Origin of the sequence: Aurantimonas sp., assembly GCF_964217435.1 — a bacterium.
Taxonomy (GTDB): Bacteria; Pseudomonadota; Alphaproteobacteria; order Rhizobiales; family Rhizobiaceae; genus Aurantimonas; species Aurantimonas coralicida.
Genome location: NZ_CAXPJM010000044.1, coordinates 1 through 16,290 on the forward strand (window position 1 = coordinate 1; position 16,290 = coordinate 16,290).

Annotated in this window: 13 protein-coding genes and 1 tRNA gene; 4 read left to right on the forward strand and 10 right to left on the reverse strand. The window is 62.4% G+C overall.

What is annotated here, in order from left to right:
• The 9 genes from ACEQX1_RS16635 to ACEQX1_RS16675 all read right to left on the reverse strand — a co-directional run.
• Positions 1–1,324: delta-60 repeat domain-containing protein (locus ACEQX1_RS16635; protein ID WP_370197135.1), on the reverse strand; the 1,324-nt coding region annotated here is incomplete at its 3' end.
• 650 nt (positions 1,325–1,974) lie between these two features.
• The gene (locus ACEQX1_RS16640) at positions 1,975–4,578 is read right to left on the reverse strand and encodes a DEAD/DEAH box helicase (protein ID WP_370195629.1); all 2,604 of its coding nucleotides are present in this window, start codon (positions 4,576–4,578) and stop codon (positions 1,975–1,977) included.
• 2 nt (positions 4,579–4,580) lie between these two features.
• Entirely contained in the window at positions 4,581–6,353 is a 1,773-nt protein-coding gene (locus tag ACEQX1_RS16645; protein ID WP_370195630.1) for a site-specific DNA-methyltransferase, read from the reverse strand.
• Between the two features lie 75 nt (positions 6,354–6,428).
• Positions 6,429–7,547 (reverse strand): tyrosine-type recombinase/integrase, encoded by a 1,119-nt coding sequence (locus ACEQX1_RS16650; protein ID WP_370195631.1) that lies wholly within the window; start codon positions 7,545–7,547, stop codon positions 6,429–6,431.
• A 4-nt stretch (positions 7,548–7,551) separates the two neighbouring features.
• Positions 7,552–8,025 (reverse strand): helix-turn-helix domain-containing protein, encoded by a 474-nt coding sequence (locus tag ACEQX1_RS16655; RefSeq protein WP_370195632.1) that lies wholly within the window; start codon positions 8,023–8,025, stop codon positions 7,552–7,554.
• A 2-nt stretch (positions 8,026–8,027) separates the two neighbouring features.
• Complete coding sequence (locus ACEQX1_RS16660) at positions 8,028–8,234, reverse strand: helix-turn-helix transcriptional regulator (RefSeq protein WP_370195633.1); 207 nt, start codon at positions 8,232–8,234, stop codon at positions 8,028–8,030.
• Positions 8,235–8,333: 99 nt separating this feature from the next.
• On the reverse strand, positions 8,334–9,260 hold the full coding sequence (locus tag ACEQX1_RS16665) for a hypothetical protein (RefSeq protein ID WP_370195634.1): 927 nt from the start codon (positions 9,258–9,260) through the stop codon (positions 8,334–8,336).
• 79 nt (positions 9,261–9,339) lie between these two features.
• Positions 9,340–10,515 carry a tyrosine-type recombinase/integrase gene (locus tag ACEQX1_RS16670; protein WP_370195635.1) on the reverse strand — a complete coding sequence of 392 codons (1,176 nt, stop codon included), beginning with the start codon at positions 10,513–10,515 and terminating at the stop codon, positions 9,340–9,342.
• Between the two features lie 186 nt (positions 10,516–10,701).
• Positions 10,702–10,786: transfer RNA gene (locus ACEQX1_RS16675), tRNA-Leu, on the reverse strand.
• A 525-nt stretch (positions 10,787–11,311) separates the two neighbouring features.
• On the opposite strand from ACEQX1_RS16675, the gene ACEQX1_RS16680 reads away from it, so the two are divergent.
• Both ACEQX1_RS16680 and ACEQX1_RS16685 read left to right on the forward strand, forming a co-directional pair.
• Positions 11,312–12,316 carry a complex I NDUFA9 subunit family protein gene (locus ACEQX1_RS16680; RefSeq protein WP_370195636.1) on the forward strand — a complete coding sequence of 335 codons (1,005 nt, stop codon included), beginning with the start codon at positions 11,312–11,314 and terminating at the stop codon, positions 12,314–12,316.
• A gap of 56 nt (positions 12,317–12,372) precedes the next feature.
• Positions 12,373–13,122: a sulfite exporter TauE/SafE family protein gene (locus ACEQX1_RS16685; protein ID WP_370195637.1), complete on the forward strand. Its 750-nt coding sequence runs from the start codon at positions 12,373–12,375 to the stop codon at positions 13,120–13,122.
• 21 nt (positions 13,123–13,143) lie between these two features.
• Here ACEQX1_RS16685 and ACEQX1_RS16690 read toward each other — a convergent pair whose 3' ends face one another.
• A complete protein-coding gene (locus ACEQX1_RS16690; protein ID WP_370195638.1) occupies positions 13,144–14,037 on the reverse strand; it encodes an undecaprenyl-diphosphate phosphatase in 894 nt (297 codons plus the stop codon).
• A 313-nt stretch (positions 14,038–14,350) separates the two neighbouring features.
• Here ACEQX1_RS16690 and ACEQX1_RS16695 point away from each other — a divergent pair, with 313 nt between their 5' ends.
• Together ACEQX1_RS16695 and queG are read left to right on the forward strand one after the other, a co-directional pair.
• A complete protein-coding gene (locus ACEQX1_RS16695) occupies positions 14,351–15,043 on the forward strand; it encodes a glutathione S-transferase family protein (RefSeq protein ID WP_009211238.1) in 693 nt (230 codons plus the stop codon).
• A gap of 58 nt (positions 15,044–15,101) precedes the next feature.
• Positions 15,102–16,247 carry a tRNA epoxyqueuosine(34) reductase QueG gene (gene queG, locus ACEQX1_RS16700; RefSeq protein WP_370197137.1) on the forward strand — a complete coding sequence of 382 codons (1,146 nt, stop codon included), beginning with the start codon at positions 15,102–15,104 and terminating at the stop codon, positions 16,245–16,247.
• Positions 16,248–16,290: the final 43 nt, after the last annotated feature.

A 16,290-nucleotide genomic window follows, 5' to 3' on the forward strand; every position in this document is an offset into this window, starting at 1 on the left:
CGTCGCGGATCGCCACGTCGTCGTCGAGAACCAAAGCCGCGCCGTTCTCGACATAGGCGAGCGTACCGCCGAGCGTCGGACGGGCATCGAAACTGGTGTCGAGACTGCCGTCGGCATTGTAGCGCACCAGCGCGAAGTCGTAGCTCGACCCGTTCCAGGTATCGCCGGCGACGAGGATGCCGCCGTCCGCCTGTACCGTCACGCTGTAGCCATTGTCTTGGCTGCCGGCGATATCGGTGGTGACGATGCCGTCACCGCCGCCGAAGCTCGTGTCGAGACTGCCGTCGGCATTGTAGCGCACCAGCACGAAATCGTAACTCGTCCCGTCATAGCTACGGCCGGCGACGAGGATGCCCCCGTCCGCCTGCACCGTCACGGTGGAGCCGATATCGGTGTTGCCCCCGATATCGGTGGTGACGATGCCGTCGCCACCGCCGAAGCCCGTGTCCAGGCTGCCGTCGGCATTGTAGCGCACCAGCACGAAATCGTAGCTCGACCCCGTCCAGCCACGGCCGGCGACGAGGATGCCCCCGTCCGCCTGCACCGTCACGCTGTAGCCAAAGTCGTGACTGCCCGCGATGTCGATGGTGACGATGCCGTCGCCGCCGCCGAAACTCGTGTCCAGGCTGCCGTCGGCATTGTAGCGCACCAACGCGATGTCGTTGTTCGCCCCGTTTAAGCCATACCCGGCGACGAGGATGCCTCCATCCGCCTGCACCGTCATGCTACGGCCCTGGTCAGCGCTACCCGCAATGTCCGTGGTGACGATGCCGTCGCCGCCGCCGAAGCCCGTGTCCAGGCTGCCGTCGGCATTGTAGCGCATGAGCGCGAAGTCGCTACCGCTATGGCCGGCGACGAGGATGCCCCCGTCCGCCTGCACCGTCACGCTGTGACCATAGTCGGCGCCGCCCGCGATGTCGGTGGTGACGATGCCGTCGCCGAAGCTCGTGTCCAGACTGCCGTCGGCATTGTAGCGCACCAGCGCGAAATCGTAGCTCGACCCCGTCCAGCCATAACCGGCGACGAGGACGCCCCCGTCCGCCTGCACCGTCACGCTGTAGCCCTGGTCGGTGCGGCCCGCGATGTCGGTGGTGACGATGCCGTCGCCGCCGCCGAAACTCGTGTCCAGGCTGCCATCGGCATTGTAGCGCACCAGCGCGAAGTCGTTGTTCGACCCGTTGAAGGTGTAGCCGGCGACGAGGATGCCCCCGTCTGCCTGCACCGTCACGCTCTGGCCATAGTCGTGACTGCCCGCGATGTCGGTGGTGACGATGCCGTCGCCGATTGCAAAGCTCGGCGCGCCGTTGGCAGCAGCGTCGCTCATCGCGGCTTCGCTCCCGCTGCCCAGGCCATTATCCATCGTCGTCATCATCCACTCCAAACCACACATCCAGGCCTGCGGATCTTGCGTCCCCTCGCCTCAACGCTCCCAGGAAATACATTCGAGTTCCGCCGCGTTCTTTCCGGTTCCTGGCATATGCCCGAGCGTCAAGGAAAGCAGTATGTGAAGAATTGGTAAACCCCGCGCGCCAAATGCGGCGTGATTATAGCCGATACGGCCCGCGCATGACTGGCGTCATTCTTTCCGCAGGCTGCACACGGGGTCAGATTATCTTGAGATATATCAGGCGATTGCGCCGATCCCGCGGATCGACGCCCGGCCCGAGCGCGACGGTCGCGCGCAGACGACGCCCGGCATGCGCGTCGTCATCGTCGCAAAGGGCCGCGACGGCATGCCCGGCGATGCCGGAGCCATCCTGTCGCGATGTGTTTCTGTTTTTTTTTTGGGGGGGGGGGTGTGGCTACTGTCCGGATCGCTGCGGATCATCTCGAACAGTCAATTGGTGCCAGGAGAGGCGCCGCACTGCAGGCTTAGCTATCTGAAATTGCTGCATCCTGTTCACTGCTACGGCACCGGATACCAACAAATATACCAACAAACGAGAAGGCTTGGAGCGATTTTCCCCGCGTCGCTCACAAGTACGTGGGCAACTTGGATGGCCATTCGCTCAAAAGAACAAGAGCGCATTCGACCGTCTCGCCGTTCGTCGTTGTCATTGCCAGCGTGCCGGCCGCCGTCGTCGTATCCCAGGCGAAGTTTCCGGAGAGGACGTTCAACAGTTCCCGTTTGTAAGCGGTATCAAGATTGTCGAGCTGATCGCCCTTCGTTTCAAGGACGACAATGCGCGATCCCTTTCCGGATTGCTGCGAGGCGAAGATGAAGTCGGGATAGACGCGCCCGCGTCGCCAGCCGGGAATGCCATACTGCCGAGAGGCCACGTTGCGATGCCACCATCTCAGTGTTTTCGCCTCGTCGAGATAGACCGCAACGGCTTGCTCGTCCTTGTTCAGCTCGTCCTCATAGACCGGGCTGAACAGGCTGAGCTGAAGCGGGCTTCCATCGCTTCGCTGTAGCTGACGAGAACCAATGTCCATCGTCGTTTCCATGACGTTCGGCACCTGCCAGTTTTGACCATCGACGCGAAGGCGGAATTGAATGTCGCCAGCTTTCACCGCGTCCTTGAAGACGACTTCGGCTTTATCCGATCGCGCCGCCTCCAGCCCGCGCCGCAGCTCTTCGCCGATCAGGATCGAGAGCCTGCCGATCAGCTCGGCGCCGAACCCGCGCTCTTCCAAGCGAGTGATCAGCTTGCCGACGATCTCGCGACCGACGAAGGGATTGGGCACGATGTCCGATATCCGCCGCACGGTGTAGGCGGGATCGAACACCCTCACTTCCCGAATTTGTTGATCGACGCGGGCGCTTTGAAGCCGTTCCTTGGCGTCCGTGACGGTGATCCGCTGAAGCTGGGATTCCGCCGCTTGCGCATTCTCAGGAATGCCATTGGCGATAGCGGTGGGATCGAAGCCGCGCCAGTCGAGCGCCGAAAGGATGTCCGTTTCGTAATCGAGTTCGCGCGTCGCGTTTCCCTCAACCTTCAGGACGAGAGGCAGATAAACTTGCGTCGTGGCGAAGGCCGGCCGGCGATCGATACGGCGCGAGCCCTTGTCCTTCGCCTTGGGATCGGTCGAGGCGACGCGCAAGACGAGGTCGCCGAGCCCGTCCTTTTCGAGCCCGTCCTTGATTGCGCCCACAACGTCGCCCGTCGCGGCGCGATGCGTGATCACATGACACTCGTCCAGATCTTCGAACCCTTCCACGTCGACCTTGCGCGGGCCCGGCTGGCGAAGGATGCGTCCGACAAGCTGGGTCATGGCGTTCAGGTTCGAATTCGCCGCCAGCGCGCAAAGCACGTAGGCGAAAGGACAATCCCAGCCTTCTTGAAGCGCCTGCTTTGTGATGATCGCCCGAACCCGGTTCGTCGGCGACAACAAATCGAGATTCTCGGGCTGCTTCAGATCGTTGGTTTCGGCCGTTTTGATCGCGATTTCGGCCTCGTCGAAGCCATGCGCGAGAAGCCATTCCTTGACTGCGTCGGCGTGGATATGGCCGCTGTCCCGCTGGTCCTTCCCGGTGCGCTCCACCTGAACGAGCATGATTGGCCGGATATAGCGGTTCGTATCGGCGCGAAGGTGGTTTGCCTTCGCCTGAAGGTCGTCGAGCTTATCCACTGCCGCCGAGAGCGCGCCACGCCAATCGGTCCCTTGCCGCGTGTCGAGATTGAGCGGCATCTTAATCATGCCTTCGCGATCGAGTTCGATGCCGGTGACTTCGACGAGAAGGTTGGCATACCGCCCTTCGCGCGGGTTGGCGCCGCCGCGCGGATGAATGTCGAGGGGGGTGGCCGTCAATTCGAGCACGTAAGCCGGATTGAAGCCATAAAGGGTTTTGAAGGCGAGGTCGGAAATGGCCTTGTGGCCTTCGTCTAGAACCACGATCGGCCTGATCTTGCGCAGCGCGTTGCCGAGCGAATCCTTCACCATCGGAAATATGTCGTTATAAGCGTCGAGATTGGGCGTCGCCTCGATTTCCGCCTTGTGTGCCGCCTGATCGCCTTCGGCCGGAAAGAAACCCTGGATGTCGCCGCGTTCCCCAAACATTTTAAGCTGTTCCTGCTTCCGCCGCGTCGCCGATTGCAGCATCAACAGCATGACGCAAAGATTGCCTTCGACGTCTCGCGCATTCAGCCGATCGCCTTTTTCGAGGATAAGAACGCGACCGGCCGCCGCCTGATCGAGCGCGCGGCGATAAAAATGCTGGCGGTCCTTCAAATGCTTCAGCGTTTGGGAATAGATCGCCTCGTTTGGCACGATCCACAGCACGAAGCCCGTGTTTGTGCCGAGATATCGCCCCATGATGTGCGAGAGCGACTGGATCGCCAGCCACGTTTTGCCGCCGCCGGTTGGCACCTTCAGAACCGTATTCGGCACCGGCCGGCCGCATTCATCTTCGCGCGGCGAAAATGGGATCGCCGCGCGGGAAGCCGGCAACGCTCCGGTCGCCGCCATTGCGTCCCATGCCTCTTTGGCAAAGTCTGGCACCATGAATTTCAGGTGCGGCTTGCCGGCGGCGATGGTGGCGATTTCGTCGGCTTCCGCTTTCTTCGCTTTCAAGGTGTCGAGATAGGTATCCAGAAGCTTAAGGACGCGGTCCTGATAGTCGAGTTGGCGCAGCATCGTCAGGTACGTTCGACGCGATAGAGCGCGAAGGGAAGCGGCGCAAATTCAACGTTCAGATTCTCGTCCGCCAGCATCTTCTGACTAACATAACGGGCCGGCGCGAAGACGAGGTGATTGGTTTGCTTGTCGCTCTCGGCAATGGTTTGGGCGCGCGCCAAGGTCAGCGCCGCGTCCGGCGACTTCAGCCATTCGAGGTCTGGTCTGTAGAGTAGCCAGACATGCCGGCCGGCTGCTTCGCCGATATAGCTCTTGGACTCGTCCAACTTGGCCGGATCGAAGGCCTGACTCGTCGCGGTGTTGAACAAAACGGATGCCAATGCGTCGTAGGAGGGCAGGCTTTCGCCCGACAGAATCGCGTCCATGTCGACGGGGTCGCCGAGTGTGCAATAGGTAAACGTACCGCCGAGCCCTTCGGCGCGCTCCGCGACCGCCTTCTCGCCAGTGACGATCAGTTCACCTTCTTTTATTACTTTCCTGATGCGATCGTATTCGTGGCCGTGGATGGTCTCGACCGCATCAACGGACGCCAAAACTTTATCTGCTTTTTGAAGGCGGGTCCAAGTGATTTTTTGCCTGAGCAACTCGGTCACTTGCCTTCCTTTATACTTGTAGCCAGCAATGACACGACGGACCCTCTCTGCAGTCAGCGAGTCTGCATAGTCTTCCATTTCGACCAAGATGAAATGGCGATTTCCGCCGTCGCGCTTATTGGCAGCCACGACCGCATGAGCCGTTGAACCAGATCCCGCAAAGGAATCCAAAACCAAAATGTCCTTCCTCTCGAAACAAGAAAAAATAAATTGTAAAAGCTGGATCGGCTTTGGAAACGGAAATTCGGCGTCTGGCATTATTTCACCGAAGGTTTTAGTGCCATTATTCGTATAGAAATTTCCGTTTATCATAGACGATACATTTGTTCGCGCGTCCAATTCTGACAAGAACGCTTTACGACGCGGCCGACCGCCATCTTTCTCAGGCCAAATTATCCTGCGCTCATTGATAAGGCGAGCCATAGTCCCGGGCTCAAACCTCCATCCCTTTTTGGGACAGCCGTAGTTCTTTGCGGAATCTGGGTCGATCAGGTCATAATGCAAATTTGGGCGCTTTTCCTTGGTGGCTAGCCCCACCATATTTGCGCTGGCCCAAGGTCCACGCTTATCGCCATCGGTATTTGAATAGTCGGAAGCGGAACGCAACTCTCCGTCCAAGGCACTCCCATAGATTAGTACATATTCATGGTCGTTCGATAGGCCATCCTCGTTTCTATTGTCTTTATTATTTCTTGATTTCCAGATAAATTCACCGATATAGCGATCATCACCAAATACCTCGTCGCACATGCCTTTTAGGCGACTTAACTCAACTGAATTAATTGATATAAAAATGAGGCCCTCTGGTGAGAGCAGTTCATCAAGCAATTTCAAACGCGGCCACATCATGGCGCACCATTTGTCATGCCGCAGACCGTCGTCCAGCGATATGGGGTTAGTGTTGAACCACTCATGAATCATCGGAGCGTTGACATCGTCTCGATAGGCCCACTCCTTGTTTCCGGTGTTGTATGGGGGATCTATGTAAACGCAATCGACCTTGCTCGCGTAGAGCGGCAAGAGCGCCTTAAGAGCGTGTAGGTTGTCGCCCTGTACGATCAGATTGCCGTCGAGTGCGACCGGACCAACGCCCTTTTCAGCGTGCGGAACGAGGGGACGAAACGGTACGGACAGATGGTGGTTGTAGACAAACTCCTTGCCCTTGAAATTCAGCTCGGTCATCGAATTGCCTTGTCCAACATCATGCGTCCAATAGCGCGCATGTGACCGATCCACCGGCCGCTTGGCAATCGCGACTTATCCGTTTGTTGGGGATGCGTGCCTTTCGAGAAGCCGGCGCATTTCTTCTATGATTGGATCTTTTCCTGCATCATTGGGCGCTCTCCTGCGGCCGGATGTTCGCAGCGCGGCCATGATCTCTTCCTGCCGATCACGGGACACGACGCCATAGCTCGTAAGGGTCGTCAGGACATCCTTATGGCCGAAATTCTGCGACCACGCCTTGAACGCTTCTAAATCGCCATTGCAGGCGGTCATACCCAGGCGCGTCAACGTTTTCCGAAGGCTGTGGGGATTGAAATAGGGAAGGTCGGCACCTTCGAAGCTTTCGCGAAAAATTCGGCGGATCGGATCGGCGTTCGACCAATGCGCTCTTTCGAGGCCGGCCGGCGCGAATTGTCCGTCATTCAGTCCGACCTTCGTCTTGGGAAACAGCGGATCGTCGGGACCGAACAAGAGCGCTTCTTCGAGGTAGCTCTTCCAGTCCCGCACGATCGCTTCGATATCGTCGCCGACTGGAAAGAACCAGGTCGGAAATGTCTTGCGGTTCTTTGTGCGGACCGAACGCGCATCCTGATCGAGAAGCCGCCGATCCATGTCGACATGCTTTAAGGATAAGGACGCCACAGCGTCGTCTCTAGCCCCTGTCAGGAGTATAAAGGCGATCAGCGCCCGATCGCGCATTTCAATGTCCAATCCGGCCGGCATCGATGCAATCACGTGGCGCACCTGTTCCAGGCTCGGCGCCCGCTGTTCACGGCTGGCCGTCGCGATTCGCGCGTCGTTCGCAGACGGGTTAAAATAGTCCGCATCAGAGTAGCGAATTTTCGATTTGTAACCCGGCTGTCCCGCGAGCCAGTGAATGAAGCGACCCACCGCCTTGAGCTGCGCATAGCTCGTTGCCTTGGCGATCGGCCGGCCAGTTTTCGGATTCAGATCCTCTTCGAGCTGCCTCTTGTACTTGCGCGCCTGTTCGATGTGGAACCGGGCGAAGTCCCGCCAGCCTGTCGACGCCTCGAAGCACGCGATTGCCGCCAAGGCGCGATCGACACTTTTCGTCGCCATGCGCTGCGCCTCTTCGAGATAGATGGCGTAAGCGCGTTTGATCCGCTCGTTTTTGGGATGATGTTTTCGCACGGGCTCACCTCGTCGTTTCCATGTCATCATTCGGACAGGGGTAATGGCTCTCGCCTATGCGTTCTTCCGCTTGCACGAAGGACACCGTGACCAACCGGCAGAGTTCAGGGATTCGGGCGCCAGAAACTGGTTTATGCATGACGGTCGCGCAGGTCTCGCAAAGCGCCCGCATCATCACCGTTGCATGAGTCTTCGGCCTGACCTCGACTTCGCCGAATGCCGGATCGCGGGGCTCGCGACATGAGAAACAGAAGCCTTGGTGAAGGCGACACGTCCGCCGTTCAGGCCTTCGATCGGCGAGGAAGTCGATCAGGTCGCATCCCAAGATCAGCGCGGGCCGCTGATCTGTGAGGGCGGGCAAGCCGATCTTAAGCCACCGGCGCACCGTGCCCTTCGCTACCGTCAGGACCCGAGCCGCCTCATCGACGGTATAGGTGCGATGCTTCTTGATTGCCCTGCCGTTCAGGCGCCGGGCCACTTCTAGAGCGCTCCCTTGTTGATCAATTCGCGGATATCTTCCACCCGCCAGACGGTGATCCGGCTTCCCAGCTTCGTCGGTTTGGGAAAGCGCCCATCGCGCACGCCTGCCCACCAAGTAGACTTGGAAACGGGAATAGGGCCGGCCGGCGCGAGAATGGATCGCAGGCGCAGAAAGCCGGTGCGGGGAAGGTCGTCGGAATGTGCCATCGTGTCACCTCGTCGTTATCAGGACGAGATGGGCTTAGGAGAGCCGATCGAGGCGTTGGCCGAATTCGGTTAAGGCGAAACCGAATTCGGTTATGCCAGCTATTCGGCCGGGTATGACGCGAGCAGGCTCGCCGATTCCTTCAGGTATTTTCGAACAGTGTCCTCATCCATCGAAAGCCCGATCAATGCCAGATCGCTCGCAATCTCTTTCGCGATCGGGCTTCGGGTGGAAGTCGGATCGTAGCTGTAGCCCTTTACGGCCATCCCAATGACCAACTTCAGCAAGCTATCGCGCTCCCTCAATGCAAAGTTCTTCGGGGCGGGCACCATCGGCGACGCTTCCGCAGATACTTCTTTCTTGCGCTCCGCCTCTAGCTCCAGGCGCACTGATATCAAAAGCTCTCGCTCTTGTTCGTAAAGCGATTTCCAGTCTCCGACCTGCAAGCCGAGCGCCCTAACGGCGCTGAACAACTTGTCCGGCACAGTCAGTTGCATTCGTTCCGCCCAAGCGAGGAAAAATGACGGAATGGTCTGCGCATATAGTTGTCCCATCACCTCAGCCCGCCCGATTAGGTCACGACGGGCCGCGTACATCTTCGCGAATGGCGAGATGTGGATATAAGGCTGAACGACCTTCCAATTCGCGATGCGGGGATCTCTGCCGAGAGAGAGGGCGGTCGCTTCTTCGGTGGTCCAATATGCTGCGGCAGCCCATTGCGTATAATCAGCCACCGCCGACGGCTTGTTGAAGACCCGATTATCCTCTTCTAGCCTCTCGAATTCTCTGAGCCGTTCAGACTCGTCACTTCGAGCTTTTCTGAGTAACTTTTCAAACTCCTCGATCGGCAGCGCTTGCAGCGCACACCTATACTTGTTGGATTCGTCAATAACACTCTGCCATTTTTCATGTGACCAAGACAGGTGCTTGCGAGTTATTTCACTTCGGAACGCGGCTAAAGCGGGAAACTTCCAAAGCACCACGTACTGAACGGGATCGCTTTCCCAGAGCGGTCTGACAACAGGCATTTAGCACGCATCCAAGCCTTACAATGATTCGCAATCATAGCTCGCGGTACGCGTCTCAATGCAAGCTTGCGCCGCCTTGCTATTGAGAGCCCGACAATCTCTCCGCCCACCATTCAGTCATTCTCACTCGCTCGTCCCAATAGGCGGCACGGTGATAGGCCCGCCGGACCTCGTCAGCGCCTACATGCCCTAGCTCGGCCTCGATCGCGTCCGAATGCCAATGCCCGCTTTCGTTCAGAAGCGAAGAGGCGGAGGCGCGAAAGCCGTGCGAAGTCATTTCGTTCTTGCCGAACCCCATCCGCCGAAGGGCGCCGTTCAGCGTGTTCTCGCTCATCGGACGCAACACCGTATGAATGGCAGGGAAGACGAGGCGTCCCGAGCGCGTCTTCACGCTTTCCAGGAGGGCAACCGCCGCATCGGAGAGTGGCTTACGATGCTCCCGCCGCATCTTCGTTCGCGCGGCCGGTATCGTCCAAACCCGTTTCGCCAGATCGAATTCGCCCCACTCCGCCAGCCGCAACTCACCCGGTCGCGGATAGAGCAAGGCGAGAAGCTTCAGCGCCGCGCGCGTGTCGGTCGCGCCCTCATACGAATCAATCGCTCGAAGCAGCCCGTTGAAGCTTTGCCAGTCCGTGAAGGCCGCGCGATGCGAGACGGTCGGCGCCGTGAGAGCGCCGCGTAGGCCGTAGGTCGGATCGTTTTCAGCGCGAGCCGTTGCGATTGCATAGCGGAATACCTGTCCGACGACGGCGCGAAGCCGGCGCGCAGTCTCATAATTGCCTTGAGCTTCGACGCGGCGAAGCGGCACGAGGATTTCGGCCGCGCTGATATCCGTGACGGGCCGGCCGCCGATGTCGGACCGGACCAATCCGAGAAGCCAGCGCTTCTTCATCAACGTCGCGGCGGCTTTCCCTTCCCGCTCCGCTTTCGCAAGCAGTTCTTCAGCCACCGCATCGAAGGTTGTCGCGCGCGAAGCCGTCAACGCGATCCGATCGAGTTTTGATTTCTCCGATGGATCGACATTCCGTTTCAGGAGCGACTTCGCCGCGTCGCGTCGTGCGCGGGCATCCGCCAGCGAGACCGTAGGATAGGGGCCGAGCGAGAGAAGCTTCTGCTTTCCGCCGAAGCGATAGGAGACGCGCCAAAGCTTCGAGCCGGTCGGCGATACCAACAAATGAAGCCCGCCGCCGTCGCTGTGCTTGATGGGCCGCTCGGAAGGTCTGAAAGCCTTGATTTGCAGATCGGACAGGGCCATGCCGTCATTCGTTTGTTGGTATCGCGTCGCCGTCACCGCCTCTTTCGAGAGCGGATACCAACAAAGCTACCAACAAACTCACCGGATACCAACACCCCGCCCCGGACGATGCCGGACTAACAATTCAACGTTTTCGGGGGTTTTGGCTGCTGTTCGGACCACTTCGGATCGTCTCGAACAGGGAAATGGTGCCCAGGAGAGGACTCGAACCTCCACGCCTCGCGGCACACGGACCTGAACCGTGCGCGTCTACCAATTCCGCCACCTGGGCACGGCGCGGAGCATTAGAGGGAGGCCGGGTCGCTGTCAACGCAGTTTTGCGACGATTGGCGCCGGCGCACGAATTTTCTGTCGCAGTGCAGCGGACCGGCGTGGACAGCGCGGTTTTCGCAGGCGATGGCGCACCGTTCCGCTAAGTGCTGCGAGACCGGGACGCGCATGCCGGACGCGCCCGCCGGCTGTCGCGGGGCAAGCCAGGACGCGCGGCGGGAGCGGGGCAATGGCGCCGGGCGGCGGGCGTCCCCGTGGCCGCGGCAGGGCCCTGCGACGGTTTGTGCCGCGGGCTTGCGGACCGGGGGCGATGCGCCATCTGCGCGATTGTGCGGGACCGGCGTCCCCGGTCCGGCGGACGCTGCGTGAAACAGCCGGCTCGCGGCGCGGCGCCGCCTTCACCTGACGCCGCAGACGGGCTATGACGCGGCGGAACGGGGCCCGCGCCGGGCGGCGCGAATCATCCGGCCCCGCCCGGACGGGAACCGGGCCGACGGGCCACAGGCAAGGCAGGAGCTTGAGTACGATGAGTGTCGACACGAACAAGACGGTGGTGGTGTTCGGCGGTTCGGGCTTTGTCGGCCGCTACCTGGTGCAGGCCCTGGCCCGCCGCGGCCATCGCATTCGCGTCGCCTGCCGGCGCCCGGATCTGGCCTATCACCTGCAGCCCAACGGCAATATGGGCCAGATCATGCCGATCCAGGCCAATCTGCGCTATCCGTGGTCCGTCGAGCGGGCGGTCGAGGGGGCCGACCATGTCGTCAACCTCGTCGGCATTCTCGCCCAGAGCGGACAACAGAGCTTCGACGCGCTGCAGTCCTTCGGCGCCCGCACCGTGGCGGAGGCGACCGCGAAGATCGGGGCCGGCATGACGCAGATCTCGGCCATCGGCGCTGACGAGACCTCCGAATCCGAATATGCCCGCACCAAGGCCGAGGGCGAGAAGGCGGTGCTCGACGTTATTCCCGGCGCCTATATCATGCGTCCGTCGATCGTCTTCGGCGCCGAGGACCAGTTCTTCAACCGCTTCGCCGACATGGCGCGGTTCTCGCCGTTCCTGCCGTTGATCGGCGGCGGCAAGACCCGGTTCCAGCCGGTCTATGTGGGCGATGTCGCCGAGGCGATCGCCGACACGGTGGACGGCAAGGTTCCCGGCGGACGGGTCTACGAGCTCGGCGGGCCCGAGGTGCTGACCTTCCGCCAGATGATGGAGGAGATGCTGCGCATCATCGAGCGCAAGCGCAACTTCGTCACCATCCCGTTCGGCGCCGCCGCCTCGATGGCCAAGCTGATGCGCTTCCTGCCCGGCGCGCCGCTGACGCCCGACCAGGTCACCCAGCTGCAGACCGACAATGTCGTGTCGCAGGACGCCATCGAGGACGGCCGCACGCTGGAGGCCTTCGGCATCCGGCCGCGCACCGTCGACGCGATCCTGCCGACCTATCTCGTCCGCTTCCGCAAGCATGGGCAGTTCACCCACCCGCAGCCCCAGGCCGGCGGCGTGCGGATGCCCGACGACGAGGCGGTCTGAGCCACGGCGATCGGTGAGCCCGACATGGCCGTGACCGGCTGACCGGCTTGGACGCGATGCTGCTTCCGCCGGGCCTTGCGGCCGGCACCGCGCTGCTCTTGGTCGTGGCGAGCTTCTTCACCTCGGCCGCCACCGCCGCCTTCGGCATCGGCGGCGGGCTGTCGCTCCTTGCCATCATGAGCACGGTGCTGCCGGTGGCGGTGCTGATTCCCGTCCATGGCCTGGTGCAGCTCGCCTCCAATCTCGGGCGGGTGCTGGTGCAGCGGCGGGCCGTGTCCTGGCGCGCGTTGCTGCCGTTTCTGGCCGGCGCGGCGCTGGGCGCGCTGATCGGCGCGCGCTTCGTCGTCACCCTGCCGGAAGCGGTGCTGCAGACGACGCTCGGCGCCTTCATCCTGATCCTTGCCCTGGCGAAGCTGCCGGCGATCGGCAGGATCGGGCCGCCGGGCTTCGCCTTCGCGGGTCTCGCCACGACGTTCCTGTCGATGTTCGTCGGGGCCACCGCGCCGATCAACGCGGCGTTCTTCGCCAAGGCCTTCGACGACCGCACGGAACTGGTTGCGACGCTGGCGGCGACGACCTTCCTGCAGCATCTGTTCAAGAGCCTCGCCTTCTTCGCCCTCGGCGTCGGGCTCGCCGCCTATGCGCCGCTGATCGCGGCGATGATCGTCACGGGCTTTGCCGGCACGCTGGCCGGAACGGCGCTGCTGAAGCGCATCGACGAGCGGCTGTTCCGCTTCGTGCTGACGGCGATCCTCGTCGTGATCTCGCTCGACCTCCTGCGCCGCGGCCTGACCGGGCTGCTGTGAGCCAGACTTCGACGGCCTAGGCTAGCGCGCGGGCGGCGTCCCACCGTCGGTGGCGAGCGGCTGCGAGACGGAGGCCGGCACGGGCGTCACGGCCTCGCCGCCATCCTCGGCCGGCAGGGCCAGCAGCAAGACCATGCCGACGAGGCCGACGCCGATGCGCCACCAGGCGAAGACGGCGAAGCCGTGCCGCGAGACGAAATCGAGCAGAAAGCGGACGACGAAGAGCGCCGAAACGAAGGCCATGACGAAGCCGATGACGATCAGCCCGGCATCGTCGACCGACAGAAGGTCGCGATTCTTCATCAGGTCGTAGGTGAAGGCGCCGAGCATGGTTGGCATGGCCAGGAAGAAGGAGAACTCGGCCGCCGAGCGCTTGTCGGTGCCCATCAGGAGCGAGCCGGCGATGGTGGCGCCGGAGCGCGACGTGCCCGGGATCAGGGCCAGGCACTGGAAGATGCCGATCTTCAGGCAGAGCGACAGCGGATAGTCCATGACGTCGTCGTAGCGCACGATCCGCGGCATGCGGTCGATGACCAGGAGCAGGATGCCGCCGACGATCAGCGCGACGCAGATCACCATCGGCGTTTCGAACAGGATGGTCTTGATGAAGTCGTGCGCCAGAACGCCGACGAAGGCCGCCGGCAGGAAGGCGAGCAGGATGCCGGCGGTGAAGCGGCGGCTGCGGGGGTCGGTCGGCAGGGTGACGAAGATCCGCCAGAGCCGGCCGAAATACAGGATCAGGATGGCGAGGATCGCGCCGAGCTGGATCAGCACCTCGAAGCTGCGGGCGGTGGACTGGAAGCCGAGAAAATGGCCCAGCAGCAGGATGTGCCCGGTGGAGGAGACCGGAAGGAACTCCGTCAGTCCCTCGGTGATGCCCAGAATGACGGCGTCGCCGACTGCTGCGAAATCCATGACAATCCCCTGCCCCGTTCCAGCGCGGCGTCTACCCGATCTGCCGGCGAAGGGAAACGGGGACGGCCATCGGATGGCCGGAATCCTCGGCCAGTGTGGCGAGTGCGCCCGTTCGCGGCGCAGCCCGCCCCGCTTGCCGCCGGTGCGATTCCGGCTATGTCGCTCAAAGCAAAGGCAGACCCGTTGACGGTCCATTGACGAGTGTCTGCCATCATGACGCGCAGGGACGTCCTTTCGGGCGCGCCGTCGATCATTTCAAACAGGGGCAGCCCGCGCGCGGGTGATCCATCCGAAGAGCACCCGATCCAACCGCATGCTGAAGCTACACCATCATCCGATGTCCGCCGCCTCGCGTTTCGTGCGGCTCGTCCTCGGGGAATATGGCGAGCGCGCCGAATATCTGGAGGAGCGTCCGTGGGAGAAGCGCCGCGACTTCCTGGCGCTGAATCCGGCCGCGACCCTGCCGGTGATGCTCGAGGATGACGGCCCGGCGATCGTCGGCGCGACGGTGGCGGGCGAATATCTCGACGAGACCCGCGGCGTCTTCCAGCGCGACAAGCGGCTCCTGCCGGAAAAGCCGCTGGAGCGGGCCGAGGTGCGGCGGCTGACCGAGTGGTTCCTGGGCAAGCTCGACAGCGAGGTCACGCGCTATCTCGTCCGCGAACGGGTGTTCAAGCTGGAAATGAGCGCCGATGCCGGTGGCGGACCGCCGGACGCCTCGGCGATCCGGGCGGCACGGGCCAATCTGAAGCATCATCTCCGCTATCTCGGCTGGCTGGCCGAAAGTCGCGACTGGCTGGCCGGCCCGCGGCTGTCCTATGCCGATCTGGCGGCTGCGGCCGAACTCTCGATCCTCGACTATCTCGGCGAGATCCCGTGGGAGAAGGAGCCGGCGGCCAAGGACTGGTACATGCGGATCAAGTCGCGCCCGTCCTTCCGCCCACTCCTGACCGAGCGTGTGCGCGGCCTGCCGCCGGTGCATCACTACGTCCAGCTCGACTTCTGAGCCGCAACGCGGCCCCCGGGGGCGTGCGCCGGACCGACGAACCGCCTATATCGGCACCATGACCGCGCGCGAGACACTGACCGACTTCATCCGCAAGGACGCCGGCCGGCTGGGCTTTTCGGCGGTCGGCATCGCGCCGGGCACCGGCGATGTCGCGGCCGGCCCCCGCCTCGACGAATTCATCGCCAAGGGCCGCTACGGCACGATGGGCTGGATGCCTGAGACCGCGGAGCGTCGCCGTTCCGCCCGGGCGCTGTGGCCCGAGGTGCGCTCGATCGTCGTTCTCGGCATGAATTACGGCCCGCAGGACGATCCGCTGGCGATCCTGGAGCGTCCGGATCGCGGCGCGATCTCGGTCTATGCCCGCCACCGCGACTATCACGACGTCATCAAGGGCCGGCTCAAGGAACTCGCCGGCCGCATGGTCGCAAAAGCCCGCCAGTCCGGGCTCGGCGAGCACGACGCCAAGGTCTTCGTCGACACCGCACCGGTGATGGAAAAGCCGCTGGGCGAGATGGCCGGGCTCGGCTGGCAGGGCAAGCACACCAATCTGGTCTCCCGCGAGCACGGCTCCTGGCTGTTCCTCGGCTCGATCTTCACCACGCTGGAGATGACACCCGATGCGCCGGGCCGCGATCTCTGCGGTTCCTGCCGGGCCTGCCAGGACGTCTGCCCGACCGACGCCTTTCCCGAGCCCTACAAGCTCGATGCGCGGCGGTGCATCTCCTACCTGACGATCGAGACCCGCAAGCCGGTGCCGCAAGAGTTCCGGGCCGCGATGGGCAACCGCATCTATGGCTGCGACGATTGTCTCGCCGTCTGCCCCTGGAACAAGTTTGCCGGCAAAGCCAGCGAGGCGAAGCTGATCGCCCGCGACGATCTGAACGCGCCGAAACTCGCCGATCTCCTCGCCTTGGATGATACCGCCTTCCGCGCCCTGTTCTCCGGTTCGCCGATCAAGCGGATCGGACGCGACAAGTTCGTCTCCAACTGTCTGATCGCGGCCGGCAATTCCGGCGATGCGGCGCTGCTCGGGGCCGTGAGGGAGCATCTCGCGGACGCGGCGCCCCTCGTGCGGGCCATGGCGATCTGGGCCCTCGCCCGGCTGTCCCCCGAAGACGCCTTGCAGCGCCGGCCCGCCGCGCTTGATAGGGAAGACGATCCCGTCGTCAGGAGCGAATGGCATGCTCTTCAAGGACCGTAAGCCATCCCGATCCGGTGCCCGCGCTGCCGAGGTCGAGACCAAG

Coding starts and splice junctions, on each gene's coding strand:
- ACEQX1_RS16670 (WP_370195635.1), bottom strand. CDS start 10,515: ATGGCCCTGTCCGATCTGCAAATCAAGGCTTTCAGACCTTCCGAGCGG.
- ACEQX1_RS16685 (WP_370195637.1), top strand. CDS start 12,373: ATGCTGCTTCCGCCGGGCCTTGCGGCCGGCACCGCGCTGCTCTTGGTC.
- ACEQX1_RS16660 (WP_370195633.1), bottom strand. CDS start 8,234: ATGGCACATTCCGACGACCTTCCCCGCACCGGCTTTCTGCGCCTGCGA.
- ACEQX1_RS16695 (WP_009211238.1), top strand. CDS start 14,351: ATGCTGAAGCTACACCATCATCCGATGTCCGCCGCCTCGCGTTTCGTG.
- ACEQX1_RS16640 (WP_370195629.1), bottom strand. CDS start 4,578: ATGCTGCGCCAACTCGACTATCAGGACCGCGTCCTTAAGCTTCTGGAT.
- ACEQX1_RS16645 (WP_370195630.1), bottom strand. CDS start 6,353: ATGACCGAGCTGAATTTCAAGGGCAAGGAGTTTGTCTACAACCACCAT.
- ACEQX1_RS16665 (WP_370195634.1), bottom strand. CDS start 9,260: ATGCCTGTTGTCAGACCGCTCTGGGAAAGCGATCCCGTTCAGTACGTG.
- ACEQX1_RS16680 (WP_370195636.1), top strand. CDS start 11,312: ATGAGTGTCGACACGAACAAGACGGTGGTGGTGTTCGGCGGTTCGGGC.
- ACEQX1_RS16690 (WP_370195638.1), bottom strand. CDS start 14,037: ATGGATTTCGCAGCAGTCGGCGACGCCGTCATTCTGGGCATCACCGAG.
- queG (WP_370197137.1), top strand. CDS start 15,102: ATGACCGCGCGCGAGACACTGACCGACTTCATCCGCAAGGACGCCGGC.